This window comes from Bradyrhizobium arachidis (genome assembly GCF_015291705.1).
In the GTDB taxonomy this organism is placed as follows: domain Bacteria; phylum Pseudomonadota; class Alphaproteobacteria; order Rhizobiales; family Xanthobacteraceae; genus Bradyrhizobium; species Bradyrhizobium arachidis.
Genome location: NZ_CP030050.1, coordinates 5,268,761 through 5,281,996 on the forward strand (window position 1 = coordinate 5,268,761; position 13,236 = coordinate 5,281,996).

Annotated in this window: 15 protein-coding genes; 6 read left to right on the forward strand and 9 right to left on the reverse strand. The window is 65.2% G+C overall.

Annotated features, from left to right (window positions below):
• Window positions 1-19: 19 nt before the first annotated feature.
• Window positions 20-622, reverse strand: a complete 603-nt coding sequence (locus tag WN72_RS24605) for a DNA-3-methyladenine glycosylase (RefSeq protein ID WP_092217242.1) — start codon at window positions 620-622, stop codon at window positions 20-22.
• 130 nt (window positions 623-752) lie between these two features.
• Between WN72_RS24605 and lipA the strand changes: the two genes are divergently transcribed.
• Together lipA and WN72_RS24615 are read left to right on the forward strand one after the other, a co-directional pair.
• Window positions 753-1,709, forward strand: coding sequence for a lipoyl synthase (gene lipA, locus WN72_RS24610; protein WP_027558031.1), 957 nt, complete (start codon window positions 753-755; stop codon window positions 1,707-1,709).
• A 6-nt stretch (window positions 1,710-1,715) separates the two neighbouring features.
• The gene (locus WN72_RS24615; RefSeq protein WP_027558032.1) at window positions 1,716-2,198 is read left to right on the forward strand and encodes a type II toxin-antitoxin system RatA family toxin; all 483 of its coding nucleotides are present in this window, start codon (window positions 1,716-1,718) and stop codon (window positions 2,196-2,198) included.
• On the opposite strand, the gene WN72_RS24620 is transcribed toward WN72_RS24615, so the two are convergent.
• From WN72_RS24620 to WN72_RS24645, 6 genes are read right to left on the reverse strand one after another with little or no spacing between them, the layout of a single operon-like run.
• Window positions 2,199-3,014: a c-type cytochrome gene (locus tag WN72_RS24620; protein ID WP_167380923.1), complete on the reverse strand. Its 816-nt coding sequence runs from the start codon at window positions 3,012-3,014 to the stop codon at window positions 2,199-2,201.
• A complete protein-coding gene (locus WN72_RS24625; RefSeq protein WP_092217244.1) occupies window positions 3,014-4,636 on the reverse strand; it encodes a b(o/a)3-type cytochrome-c oxidase subunit 1 in 1,623 nt (540 codons plus the stop codon). The genes WN72_RS24620 and WN72_RS24625 overlap by 1 nt, the downstream gene beginning before the upstream one ends.
• Window positions 4,623-5,198 carry a cupredoxin domain-containing protein gene (locus WN72_RS24630; RefSeq protein WP_027558035.1) on the reverse strand — a complete coding sequence of 192 codons (576 nt, stop codon included), beginning with the start codon at window positions 5,196-5,198 and terminating at the stop codon, window positions 4,623-4,625. Before WN72_RS24630 ends, WN72_RS24625 begins: the two co-directional genes overlap by 14 nt.
• Window positions 5,195-5,371 carry a hypothetical protein gene (locus WN72_RS24635; protein ID WP_018641890.1) on the reverse strand — a complete coding sequence of 59 codons (177 nt, stop codon included), beginning with the start codon at window positions 5,369-5,371 and terminating at the stop codon, window positions 5,195-5,197. Before WN72_RS24635 ends, WN72_RS24630 begins: the two co-directional genes overlap by 4 nt.
• 19 nt (window positions 5,372-5,390) lie before the next feature.
• A complete protein-coding gene (locus WN72_RS24640) occupies window positions 5,391-6,629 on the reverse strand; it encodes a cytochrome c (protein WP_084334183.1) in 1,239 nt (412 codons plus the stop codon).
• Window positions 6,630-6,640: 11 nt separating this feature from the next.
• A complete protein-coding gene (locus WN72_RS24645; protein WP_092217245.1) occupies window positions 6,641-7,348 on the reverse strand; it encodes a c-type cytochrome in 708 nt (235 codons plus the stop codon).
• Window positions 7,349-7,875: 527 nt separating this feature from the next.
• On the opposite strand from WN72_RS24645, the gene WN72_RS24650 reads away from it, so the two are divergent.
• Entirely contained in the window at window positions 7,876-8,064 is a 189-nt protein-coding gene (locus WN72_RS24650) for a hypothetical protein (RefSeq protein ID WP_027558038.1), read from the forward strand.
• A gap of 137 nt (window positions 8,065-8,201) precedes the next feature.
• Window positions 8,202-8,978: a mechanosensitive ion channel family protein gene (locus WN72_RS24655; protein WP_027558039.1), complete on the forward strand. Its 777-nt coding sequence runs from the start codon at window positions 8,202-8,204 to the stop codon at window positions 8,976-8,978.
• A gap of 6 nt (window positions 8,979-8,984) precedes the next feature.
• Here the strand turns inward: WN72_RS24655 and WN72_RS24660 are convergent, their stop codons facing one another.
• Together WN72_RS24660 and WN72_RS24665 are read right to left on the reverse strand one after the other, a co-directional pair.
• On the reverse strand, window positions 8,985-9,593 hold the full coding sequence (locus WN72_RS24660) for a CinA family protein (RefSeq protein ID WP_027558040.1): 609 nt from the start codon (window positions 9,591-9,593) through the stop codon (window positions 8,985-8,987).
• Window positions 9,594-9,596: 3 nt separating this feature from the next.
• On the reverse strand, window positions 9,597-10,778 hold the full coding sequence (locus WN72_RS24665; protein ID WP_092217246.1) for a bifunctional 2-C-methyl-D-erythritol 4-phosphate cytidylyltransferase/2-C-methyl-D-erythritol 2,4-cyclodiphosphate synthase: 1,182 nt from the start codon (window positions 10,776-10,778) through the stop codon (window positions 9,597-9,599).
• Window positions 10,779-11,058: 280 nt separating this feature from the next.
• Here WN72_RS24665 and dusB point away from each other — a divergent pair, with 280 nt between their 5' ends.
• The gene (dusB, locus tag WN72_RS24670; RefSeq protein WP_092217247.1) at window positions 11,059-12,060 is read left to right on the forward strand and encodes a tRNA dihydrouridine synthase DusB; all 1,002 of its coding nucleotides are present in this window, start codon (window positions 11,059-11,061) and stop codon (window positions 12,058-12,060) included.
• Window positions 12,057-13,229, forward strand: a complete 1,173-nt coding sequence (locus WN72_RS24675) for a two-component system sensor histidine kinase NtrB (protein WP_027558043.1) — start codon at window positions 12,057-12,059, stop codon at window positions 13,227-13,229. Before dusB ends, WN72_RS24675 begins: the two co-directional genes overlap by 4 nt.
• The last annotated feature ends 7 nt before the right edge of the window (window positions 13,230-13,236 follow it).

Genomic DNA, 13,236 nt, shown 5'->3' on the forward strand with positions numbered 1-13,236 from the left:
CGGAATCCCAGAATGACCTTCACTTCGGAAACGGCTTGCTCAAGAACTTCGAGCCCCTGATGCCATAGCGCCAGGGCAGCTCGACCGCCTTGGTGATGCCGATCCGGATGCCGGCGGCGACCTCCACGTCCTCCGTCCGCGCATGCAGCGCGATCGGCGGGCGGTCCAGCGGCAGGGTGTTGTGCGCGATGGTGATGCCGAGCGCCTCGGTCAGCTTGCCGGGGCCCGAGCACAGCGCGTGGACGTCCTGGAGATGGCGGCGGCGGCGCATCGCGGCGAGGCCATGGGTCGGCTCCAGCGCGCGGATCAGCACGGCGCTGGCCGAGCCTTCCTTCTCGCAGACGAAATTGACGCACCAATGGATGCCGTAGGAGCGGTAGACATAGGCAAAGCCGGGCGGGCCGAACATGATTTGGTTCCGCGGCGTTGGGCCGTTGTAGGAATGCGCCGCCGGCTCGGTATGATGATAGGCCTCGACCTCGACGATGATGCCGCCGACGCCGTCGACCAGCATGGTCGCGCCGATCAGGTCGGGCGCGACCTCGCGCACGTCGCGGTCGAAAAAGGTCCGCTTCAGGGCTTTGCCGAGCCGTGGGGTAGAGGTCTTCGAGACTGGAGCCATTCGAGGTGAGAATCGCCAGAGAACAGAGCAGGATATTGCCCATATCTGCCATGTTCCCTGAAGCAGGGCGAGCCGGGTTGCGGCAGGCAGCCAGACCGACTAGGTAGGACCTGAACAGACCGGACAGCCCATGGTCGTTATTGTCGACACTATCTCGAACCCGTTGCGCCCACGTCACCCCGAAAAGGTGAATCGCCCTGATTCTGCTTCGCCGCCGAAGCCGGACTGGATCCGCGTGCGCGCGCCCAACACCCGCGGCTATGCCGACACCCGCAACATCGTGCGGGCGAACGGCCTGCACACGGTGTGCGAGGAGGCGGGCTGCCCGAACATCGGCGAGTGCTGGGACAAGAAGCACGCGACCTTCATGATCATGGGTGACACCTGCACCCGGGCCTGCGCCTTCTGCAACGTCAAGACCGGCCTGCCCAACGCGCTGGATGCGGCCGAGCCGCAGAACGTTGCCGAGGCCGTCGCCAAGCTGGGCCTCGCCCACGTCGTCATCACCTCGGTCGACCGCGATGATCTCGCGGACGGCGGCGCCGAGCACTTCGCCCAGACCATCGGCGCGATTCGCGCCGCGTGCCCCTCGACCACGATCGAGATCCTGACGCCGGATTTCCTGCGCAAGGAGGGCGCGCTGGAGGTGGTCGTCGCGGCGAAGCCCGACGTGTTCAACCACAATCTCGAGACCGTGCCGTCGCGCTATCTCACGGTGCGCCCGGGCGCGCGCTATTTCCACTCGATCCGGCTGCTGCAGCGGGTCAAGGAGCTCGATCCCACCATCTTCACCAAATCAGGCATCATGGTCGGCCTCGGCGAGGAGCGCCACGAGGTGCAGCAGGTGATGGACGATCTGCGTTCCGCCGACGTCGACTTCCTGACCATCGGGCAATATCTTCAGCCGACCCGCAAGCACCATGCCGTGATGCGCTACGTGCCGCCGGATGAGTTCGCGTCCTACGAGAAGGTCGCCTACACCAAAGGCTTCCTGATGGTGTCGGCGAGCCCGCTCACCCGCTCGTCCCATCATGCCGGCGAGGACTTTGCGAAACTGAAGGCCGCACGGGCAGCTAGCGCCCGCTGAACCGCCATGCCTAAATTTTCGAGCAAGCGCCGTGTCAATCACAGCGCGTCCGAGATGTTCGATCTGGTCGCCGACGTCGAGCGCTACCCGGAATTCGTGCCGCTGTGCAGCGCGCTGAAGGTGCGCCAGCGCATGGCCAAGCCCGATGGCACCGAGGTGCTGATTGCGGACATGACGGTGTCGTTCAAGCTGGTGAAGGAGTCCTTCACCAGCCGCGTCACGCTCGACCGCGCGAACTTGAAAATCCTGGTCGAATATCTGCAAGGGCCGTTCAGCAACCTTGAAAACCGCTGGACGTTCGAGCCGAAGGGCCAGCAGGACGGCAAAGACGTCTGCGACGTCGGCTTCTTCCTGTCCTACGAGTTCAGGAGTCGCATGCTGGCGATGCTGATGGGCTCGATGTTCGACGCGGCGTTTGCACGGTTCTCGATGGCGTTCGAAAAGCGCGCCGATGCGATCTACGGCCGGCCGAAGCTGGCTCCGTCCTGATCAATCCACCGCCTTCACCACATCCGGCGGCTGCGAGGCGTAATACGCCGCGGCCTGCTCGATCTCCTGCGGCGTCATCGCGCGGGCGATGTTGCGCATCTGCTGGCTGATGTCGTTGCGGCGCTCGCCGGAGGCGAAGGCCTGCAGCTGCGCCTTCATGTAGGCCTCGGACTGGCCCTCGAGCCACGGGCTGCCGGTCTTGTTGTCGAGGCTGCCATGACACGAGCCGCAGGGCGCGATGCCGCGCATCGGCGCGCCATAGATAACGATGTTCGGCTTTGGCAGTTGCGGCGTCGGGTGATAGGCCGGCAGCCGCGGCAGATAGGCGTAATAGTTGGAGAGATCGGCGATCTCCTGGTCCGTCAGGTTGACGGCGAACGGCGACATCACTGCATTGGTGCGCGCGCCCGAGCGGAAATCATGCAACTCCTTGTAGATCACGGCGGCATACTGGCCGGCGAGGTTCGGGGAGTCCGCGCGGCTGATGCCGGTCGGGCCATGGCAGATCGCGCAGCGCTGCGCCAGCGTCGCGCCGCGACCGATCGCCTCCTGGCTCGGACGCGCCAGCGTGTGCGAGGTGAGCACGACCTCCGACAGGCGCTTTGTCTGCTCGGGCGCTGCGACGTTCGCCGCGCGTTGCGGCACGCCGGCGGCGCTGCAGATCGCGTCCCAGACATTGGCGAACTGGACCCAGGGTTGCGCGAAAGGCAGCACGATGAAGCCCACAATCACCGTCACGACGAGAATTGCGGCGGTGATGCCGACGCTTCTTGTGAAATGCCAGTTGCTGAAGGTGAAGAGGTCGCGCGCGCTCATCACTGCGCTCCCACATAGACGGCCGGCACTGACGTGCCCTCGGTCAGCGCCAGCGTCAGGATCGGATAGCCGTAATTGGTGAGCGTGAGGCCGATCATCAGCGCCACCCAGAGCGCATGCGTGTTGAGCGCGATCGGCACGGTCGCCGGCTGGTGCACGGCAATGGCGAAGCGATAGGGACCCGCATCGGCCTGCGGTGCGCGCATGCCGCGCGCCAGGACCACCAGGAACAGGATTCCTGACGTGAGCAGGATGAAGCCGCCGATCGCGGAGAACGTCACCGAGAGCGCCTGCGGCGCAATCGCGGGATCGCCGAAGTCGAAATAGGCCATGCGCCGCGGCATGCCCAAAATGCCGACCCAGTGCCACGGGAAGGTGGTGACGATCATGCCGATGAACCACAGCCAGAGCTGGGTGCGGATCAGGCGGACATCGAACAGCTCGCGCCCGGTCAGATGCGGCCACAGATCATAGGCGATCGCGAAATACATGATCACGATGGCGCCGCCGAAGATCAGGTGGAAATGGCCGGTGATCCACTGCGTGTTGTGGATGGAGGCATCGAGCTGATAGCTCATGTTGATGAGCCCGCCGGCGCCGCCGAAGCCGAGCATGACGAAGGAGAAGGCCAGTGCCAGCAGCATTGGATTGTCCCAGGGCAGGGCCCTGATCCAGCCGAACATCCCGCGGCCGCCGCGCAGGCGTGCTGCGATCTCGACCGAGGCGCAGATCGTGAACACCGTCAGCAGCGTCGGCAGCGCGACCAGCGCGGTGAAGGCCGAATGGATGAACTTGAAGCCGGCGCCGACTTGCGGATCGGCGAAGGTGTGGTGCATGCCGATCGGCATTGCCACCACCAGGAACAGGATGAACGAGATCCGCGCCATGGTGTCGGAATAGATCCGGCCGCCGATCGCGCGCGGCACGAGGGTGTAATAGGCGATGTAGGTCGGCACCAGCCAGAAATAGACGATGGCGTGCAGCGTCCAGGAGAAGAAGACGCGGGCAAGGCCTGCATCGATGGTGTTCTTCAGCCCCGCCGCGACCGGAATGATCTGGAGCAGCAGCTCGAGCGCGGCGCCGACCGCGGTCCAGGCCCACAAATAGGAGCCTGCGACGTTTGCGAACATCGCCAGCGGCACCGGCGCACCGGGATGGGCCTTGCGCCAGACGCGCAAGTTGATCGACATCAGCGCGACCCAGATCCAGGAGCCGACCACGACCAGTACGACGCCGAAATAGTAGAAGACGTTGCCGATCAGCGGTGGATAAAACGTGTAGAGCACCGAGGCGCGCCCCATTGCGATCGGGATCACCGCCATGATGCTGCCGATGACGATCAGCCAGAAGCCGGTCCAGGCCCAGCGCACGCCGACAAGGCGCTGCTCCAGCGCGGATTCGCTGATGGCATAGCCAAAGCCCATCGCGACCAGCGTGGGGAACACATAGCCCATCACCGTGCCATGCGCGGTCAGCGAGCGGTAATAGAGCTCGGGATTGGACAGCCAGGTGCCGATCGGGCTGCGGATGAACATCTGCCAGGCGCCGAGCGTGAGCGCTATGCCGAACACGCCGAAGGCCAGCCAGAAATGGGCGAGAATGAGCTTCCTATTGGCCAACACAGCTCAGCCTCCCGCCACCCTTCGCACGATCAGCGAATTCGGTCTTGTCGATTACCCTGACCTTGCCCCACATGCCCTCGTGACCGAAGGAGCAAAACTCCTGGCAGGGCATCAGATAGTCGCCGGTCCTCGTAAAACGCATCAGCTGCTCGGAGACGTAGCCCGGCACCAGCATGGTGTTGATGTTGGTGCCCTGGACCAGGATGCCGTGGACGACGTCGGCGCTGGTGGCGCGCAGGGTGATCGGCGTGTCCACGGGCACCACGATGCAGGCCGGCGTGAAGGAATATTGCTGGCCGATCGCGCGCACGGTGACATTGCCATTGGCTTCCAGCACGCTGCCGAGATTGCTCTCGACGAATTCTCCGGACAGATGGATCCGTGAGGGATCGGTGGTCTCGACGCGCGGCTGTGGCATGGTCGCGCGATGGATGCCGGCGAAGGCCGCGAGCAGCGCCATCGCCACGATGATGATCACCGCAATGGTGGCCCAGCGCCGCTCGACGCGGGCCGCAACCTCGGCGCTGGCGCTACCGTTACCGTGGGTTTCCTCGGCACTCATTGCAGTGGCCCGCGCGGCAGGAACACGAACAGATAGAAGGCGAGCCACATCGCGACCACGCAGGCCGTGGCAATGCCGGCGAGCACGATCGCACCTGATGGGCCCTGGGCAACGACCTCCTCGACGGCCTGGTCGGCGGCGGCTGGGCTGGTCGGCGGATCGGAGTTGATCATGACGGATCTCTGGCGCCTCTCAGTTCAGCGGTGCGGAGCGCAGCTCGTTGGCCTCGCGTGCCGAGACCGGCGTGCCGCGATTGCCCCAGGCGGTGCGGATGTAGGAGACGACGGCGGCGACCTCGTTGTCGGAGAGGAGGCCCGCGAAGGGCGGCATGCCGTAGGGCATCGGGTTGCCCTTGGTGCCCGGCGGATAGCCGCCATTGAGCACCATGCGGATCGGATTGACCGCGGACTGCATCTCGATCGATTGGTTGTTGGCGAGTGGCGGCCAGTGCGGCGGCTTGCCTTCGCCCTGCGTGCCGTGACAGCTCGCGCAATTCTTGTCGTAGACGGTCTTGCCGAGGCTGATCAGCAGGCTGCTCTCGGTCGTCGGCAGCGCCGAGCTTGCCGGCGGCGACGAGGAGCCTTCCGCGATGCCCTTGAGGTAGACCGCCATCGCCCGGGTGTCGGCGTCGTCAAGATACTGCAGGCTGTTGTGCACGACCTCGGCCATCGGCCCGTAGACCACGCCGCGCGCGGAGACGCCGGTCTGGAGCAGGTCGGTGATGTCCTTGATGCTCCAGTCGCCGAGGCCGGCCTCTCGGTTGGAGGTGAGCGAGGGCGCGTACCAGTTCTGCATCGGGATCAGGCCGCCCTTGAAGGCGTCCGATTGCGAGGTGCCGCCGAGCGCGTTGATCGGCGAATGGCACATACCGCAATGGCCGAGGCCTTCGACGAGGTACGCGCCGCGATTCCATTCCGCCGATTTGGTCGGGTCGGGCTTGAATTCGCCCTCACGGAAGAACAGCGTGCGCCAGCCGAGGATGAGTTGGCGGTTGTCGTAGGGAAAACGCAAATCGTGCGGCTTGTTCTTCTGGTTCACCGGCGGGACCGACTTCAGGTAGGCGAAGATCGCGTCGCTGTCGGCGCGCGTGACCTTTGTGTAGGAGGGAAACGGCATTGCCGGGTAGATCAGCCCGCCGTCCGGGAAGCGGCCACTGTGCATGGTCTTGTAGAAATCGTCGGCGCTCCATTTGCCGATCCCGGTATCGGGGTCCGGCGTGATGTTGGAGGTGTAGAGTGTGCCGAACGGCGTCGGCATGGCGCGGCCGCCGGCGAACAGGCGTCCTTCAGGCGCAGTGTGGCAGGCGGTGCAGTCGCCGGCACGGGCGAGATATTCGCCGCGCGCGATGATGTCGCTGCTCTTGTCCTGCGCCTGCGCGACAGTCGTGAGCGCAGCGAGGGCGAGGAATGCGATCGACAGTTTCGAGCCCATCATCCGCCTCGTCAGTTGGGCTGGCTGCCGCAGCCGAACGGCAGCGCGTAGGTGCCTTTCGGCACGGGAGCCGGGTTGGCGGGCGCGGAACGCGTCGCGAGCCAGGCTGCGACGGCGGTAACATCTGCTTCCGTCAGGTGTCCGGCGACGAGCTGCATGCAGTCGGGCGACTTCGCCGTGCGCGTGCCGTAGCGCCAGGCGCCGAGCTGCGCGCTGATATAGGCGGCGCGCAAGCCGAGCAAGCCGGGGATGCCAGGCTGCATGCCGGTGAGGCCCGGGCCATGACAGCTCACGCACGCCGGTATGTTACGACCGGCATCGCCGCTGGTAGCCAGCAGCTCGCCCTGCGCCAAGACGTCCTTGCTGACTTCGCTCGGCGCAGGCGGCGGCAGCGGCGGATGCTCGCTGGCAAAATATTCCGCCATCGCTTCCAGATACGGATCGGGCAGGAATTCCAAGAGATAGTTCATCGGCGGGTATTTGCGCCGGCCGCTGCGGAAGGCGAGCAGCTGGTTGTAGAGATAACCGGCCGGCTTGCCGGCAAGGCGCGGAAAATAGACGTCGCTGGTGCCTTCGCCCTTGTTGCCGTGACAGGGCGTGCAAGCCTCCACCCGCGCCGCCATTGTATCCGGCGGCTGGTTGGTCGTTTGTGCGGCCGCACCATCAATGGCGACCAAGGTGATGATCACGGCGGCCGAGGCCGCGGCGCGAGCGAACACTTTCGTCGCCCTCCACAATGCTGGTCCGGTTGATTCCGGATCACAGCGTAGAGCGGCATTATTGCGCCAATATTTTCCGGCGCAAGATCGGACACGAGTGACGACGTTTGGTCGCGCCTGCACATTTGCGATCCTGATCGGATTCGACAAAGTTTGCGTGCTTTTTGAAAACCGGACATCACGCTGTGACGATCGCGATACGTCCCTCTGACAGGGATGCGCTGGGTGGAAGACGCGACAATTCCGAAATTCGGTAAAGCGAAAGATTTTTGCGCGCGGCAATTGACCCTGGTCTGTTGTGCCGGTCGGGTAACACCTGTGCTTGTACCGAGGCGCTCCGGTCCGGCGCACAACCCACAATCCAAACTCCGCACACCAGAGGTGACAAGTGCAGTTTGTGCCAAAACGCTTCGAGCTGACGGAACACCCCTTGCTGTCCGCGGCACACCTTATTCAGCTGCATTCCGGAATGGACTCAACCAAAATGAGAGCCGGGCGTGGGGGCTTTTGTAGTTGGACCCGGGGACATGGCACGCTGGAAGCAATCGTGGAGTGAGCAAGACCTTAGCAGGCTGAAGACACTGGCAGGTACCAAGCCGATCACCGTGATCGCGAAGGAGCTCGGCCGGACCACAGGGACGGTGCTGGCGAAAGCAATCGAGCAGAAACTCCCCGTCATTCATCGGACCGAGCACCCGGCGCAGGAAACCTCATAGCCCACATGGAGCCGACGGGTCGGCGCAGCGCGCCGCCCGATGACAGGCTCCGCGCAATCCGGGACCTTTGTGGCTGCGGGCAGGGATCATTTCGCAGCGCCGCGAGTTCTCTCCCGATTGTTCGGGTTGGAGCCGCCATGACCATCAATTTCGACACGCTGAAAGCGTCGCTCGTGCTCTATGGGCTGAACGCGATCTACGCGATCCTGCTGCTGGCGCTCGGCTGGTATCTGTCCGGCGCGATGCAGCGTTTCGTCACGCGCGTCCTCAGCGTCACGCACCGGGTCGATCCGCTGGTGACCTTGTTCGTCGGCAGCCTCGCACGTTATGGCGTGCTCGCGGTGGTTGGCATCGCCGTGCTGCAGCTGTTCGGCATCCAGACCGCGAGCCTTGTCGCCGTACTGGGCGCGACGTCACTCGCTATTGGCTTGGCACTACAGGGCACGCTGTCCAATCTTGCCGCCGGCGTGATGCTGCTGCTGTTTCGGCCGTTCCACATCGGCGACGACGTCGAAATTGCCGGCAAGGCGGGGAAGGTGAGGTCGCTGTCGCTCTTCATCACCGAGCTTGTCGCGGCCGACAACACGCAGATCCTGCTGCCGAACGGGCAGGTGTGGGGCGCTGCGATCATCAACCACAGCGCCTATCCCGGGACGGGTGAGGTCAAGGTGGCGTTTCCGGTCAGGGCTGGCTCGGCCAATGCGCTGGCCGACCGGATATTGAAAGAGCTGCGTGAAGATCCGCGCGTCGACGATCACGCCGCGCCGTCGGTCAATGTGTCGAAGGTGATCGCCGCCGATCCAGCTGCACCCATCGTGGAATTGACGGTGAGTGCGAAGGTGAGGCCGTCGGATGCCGATGCGGTGAAGCAGCGCGTGCTCGATCATGCGAGCGCGCTGCTGGCCGCGGCGTGAGGTGCTTCAGCCCCTTGGCGAGCGCGGCGACCTGCGCTTCACGGCATGGCGGCGCGGCGAGCGGGTCACACGGGGGCGCAGGCGGCTTGCGGCCGCCCGTTGCGGCTTGGCCTGGACCTGCGGGCCGCGGGCGAGATCCGTCAGCATGCGAAGGGCCTCGACCACGGAGCGGGCGCGCACCGCGCTGCGGCCGATCGCACCGAAACGATGCTCCCGGTGGATGATGCGGCCGTCGCGGGCGGCCGCGGCGAAGTGCACGAGGCCGACTGGCTTGCCAGGCGTGGCGCCGCCCGGGCCGGCAATGCCGGTGATGGCGACCGCGAGATCGACGTCGGCGCGCTCCAGCGCGCCGACTGCCATCGCGATTGCGGTCTCCTTGCTGACAGCACCGAAATTCGTCAGCGTGCCGGCTTCCACACCCAGCATCGCGCGCTTGGCGTCGTTGGAATAGGTGACGAAGCCGCGATCGATCACGTCAGAGGAGCCGGGAATGTCGGTCAGCGCGCCGGCGACGAGGCCGCCGGTGCAGGACTCGGCCGTTGCGATCGTGAGCTTGCGCATCCGGCACAGATCGAGCAGCGAGCGGGAGAGGGCGCGTGCGTCGCTGCCGGCCATGGCCTAGATGCTCCAGGGCAGGCGGATGGTGGCGCTCGCGGTGGCCGCGATGCCTTCCTCGCGGCCGGTGAAGCCGAGCCGCTCGCTGGTCGTCGCCTTCACCGCGACGCGCGAGATGTCGACGCCTGAGATCTCCGCGATGCGCGCACGCATCGCGTCGCGAAGCGGACCGATCTTCGGCCGCTCGCAGATCATCGTGACCTCGAGATTGGCGATGCGGCCGCCACGCGCCGTAACGCGCTCGATGGCGTATTTCAGGAACTGGTCGGAGGAGGCGCCCTTCCACTTGGCATCGCTCGGCGGGAAGTGGGAGCCGATGTCGCCGTCGGCGAGCGCGCCGAGGATGGCATCCACCAGTGCATGCAGGCCGACATCGCCGTCGGAATGCGCCAGGAAGCCCTTGCTGTGCGGCACGCGCACGCCGCAGAGCATGACATGGTCGCCTTCGCCGAAGGCGTGCACGTCGTAGCCGGTGCCGGTCCTGATGTCGCCGAGCAGGCTGGCCAGGCGCGCTTCCTCGCGCACGAAATCCTCGGGGGTGGTGAGCTTCATATTGGCAACATCGCCTTCAAAGGTTGCAACCGTCAATCCCGCCCATTCGGCAATCGCGGCATCGTCGGTGAAATCGCTGCGTCCGTCCTTTGCCGCGCGACGATGCGCTTCGAGGATGACATCGAAACGAAAGGATTGCGGCGTCTGCGCGATTCGCAAGGCGGAGCGGTCCGGCGTGTCCTCGACATCGCCGCTCGCACTGGTGAGCTTGATGGTGTCGGTAACAGGAACGACGGGGATCGCAGCACCGGTGCGGCTCGCCGCCTCGATCGCGCGCGAGATCACGCGTGCCGAAACGAAGGGTCGCGCGGCGTCGTGGATCAGGACGATATCAGGCTCGTGCTTAGCCAACGCTTCGAGACCTGCGAGCACTGAGGCCTGCCGCGTCGCGCCGCCATTGGTCGGGGCTTCGTGCTTGAGACCTGCGACTGCCGCCGTGAACATGGCGCTGTCGTCGGGGTTCACGACCGGCTGCACCACAAACACATCAGGGTGGCGGCTGAAGGCTTCCATGGCGCGATGGATCACGGGCACGCCGCCGATCGTCCGATACTGCTTCGGCCCGCCGGCGCCTGCGCGCAGGCCACGTCCGGCCGCGACGAGGACGACTGCGGTGCGCTGTGGTTTCGCCATAGGACTCAAATACTCAGTTGCTAATGAATGGAGTCGGGGAGGGTGATTGTTGGAATGCCTCTAGCACGGCAGGCCCGCAATAAAAGGGGGTTTCCCTGGATTGTGGGAAACAGCATTTTGCTGCACTGCACTTGAAAGATTTGCAGAACTGTCTAAACTGTAGGCATGACGCTTGACTGCACAAGAATTGTGCGCAAGATAGGTCTTGGCAGGTGCGATGAGGCCCTGCCCAGTCAACGAGACTCCAGTGACCGGCTCGGCAGAATCAGGCTCTAAGCCGTTGAAAATAGGCGATATCGATGTCGCCACCCCGGTCTTCCTGGCGCCGATGTCGGGGGTGACTGACTCGCCCGTCCGTAAGCTCGCCGCCGAGCTGGGGGCCGGTCTCGTCGTCTCCGAAATGACCGCCAGCGATGAGCTGGCCAACGGCCACCGGATGTCCCGTTTGCGCTGCGAAGCGACCGGAATCGGCCCGCATGTGGTCCAGCTCGCCGGCTGCAAGGCGCACTGGATGGCGGAAGGCGCCCGCATTGCCGAAGCCGAAGGCGCCGACATCATCGACATCAACATGGGCTGCCCGGCCCGTCACGTGACCGGCGGCCAGTCCGGCTCGGCCCTGATGCGCGATCTCGACCACGCCGTCAGCCTGATCGACGCGACCATCGCCGCGGTGAAGGTGCCGGTGACGCTGAAGATGCGGCTCGGCTGGGACGACAGCACCCGCAACGCGCCCGAATTGGCGCGCCGCGCGGAGGCCGCCGGCGTCAAGCTCGTCACCGTGCATGGCCGCACCCGCTGCCAGTTCTACAAGGGCGAGGCTGATTGGGATGCGATCCGCGCCGTGCGCGAGGCCATCTCCATTCCGCTTGTCGTCAATGGCGACATCACGACCTACGAGACAGCGCTCGCGGCGCTCGATGCTTCCGGCGCCGATGCCGTAATGATTGGCCGCGGCGCGAACGGCCAGCCCTGGCTGCCGGGCCAGATCGGCCGCCGGCTGAAGGGCGGGGCAGCCGAAGCCGCGCCGTCGCTCGAAACGCAGCTGCATTATGTCCGCACACTCTATGAAGGCGTCTGCGCGCTCTACGGCCTGCGCGTCGGCCTCAGGCACGCGCGCAAACATCTCGGCTGGGCGCTCGATGTCGCGGCGCAGGCGAGCCGCGCCCCGGCGGAGAAGCTGAAGGCCTGGCGCCAGACAATCCTCACCTCCGAGGATCCGCGCCTCGTCCACCAGTCGCTGCAAGACGCCTTCGACGACTTCGCATGGAGCGCTGCTGCATGAGCTCAGCCGCTGAACATCGTCGGCCGTCCGACAGCGACGCGATCCTCGACGCCTTGCCCAATCCCGTGCTGCTGATCGGGCCGGACGGCAAGATCGTCGGCGCCAATATCGCGACCGAGGCCTTCTTCGAGATCTCGACGCAGTTCCTGAAGAGGCAGTCGCTGAAAGAGCTGGTGCCGTTCGGCAGCCCCTTGCTGGCGCTGATCGACCAGGTGCGCTCCTCGAACTCGCCGGTCAACGAATACAAGGTCGATCTCGGCACACCGCGCATGGGCGGCGGCGACCGCCAGGTCGACCTGCATGTCGCGCCGCTCACGGAACGGCCCGGCCATATCGTGGTGATGCTCCAGGAGCGCACCATCGCCGACAAGATGGACCGCCAGCTCACCCATCGCAGCGCCGCGCGCTCGGTGATCGCACTGGCCGCGATGCTGGCGCATGAGATCAAGAATCCGCTCTCCGGGATCCGCGGCGCGGCGCAGCTCCTGGAGCAGCAGGCGTCCTCTGAAGACCGCATGCTGACGCGCCTGATCTGCGACGAGGCCGACCGCATCGTGACGCTGGTCGACCGCATGGAGGTGTTCGGCGACGAGCGCCCCGTGGTGCGCGGCCCCGTCAACATCCATTCCGTGCTCGACCACGTGAAGCGGCTGGCGCAGTCCGGCTTTGCCCGCAACATCCGCTTCATCGAGGATTACGATCCCTCGCTGCCGCCGGTGCTGGCGAACCAGGACCAGCTGATCCAGGTATTCCTCAATCTCGTGAAGAACGCCGCCGAAGCCCTGATCGACGTGCCCGACGCCGAGATCCAGCTCACCACCGCATTCCGTCCCGGCGTGCGCCTGTCAGTCCCCGGTCAAAAATCCCGGGTATCCCTTCCACTCGAATTCTGCGTGAGGGACAATGGACCAGGCGTGCCGGACGATCTTCTGCCCAACCTGTTCGATCCCTTCGTGACCACCAAGCAGACCGGCTCTGGCCTCGGTCTTGCTCTGGTTGCCAAGATCGTCGGCGATCACGGGGGCATCATCGAATGCGAATCTCAGCCGCGCAAGACCACCTTCCGCGTGCTGATGCCGATGTATTCCACATCGGTGAAACATGCCGATCAAAGCAGTCGCGCCGACTCTGCCGGGAAGCCGTCGCCTGCGTCACAGGGGGCGAAATGAGGATTAA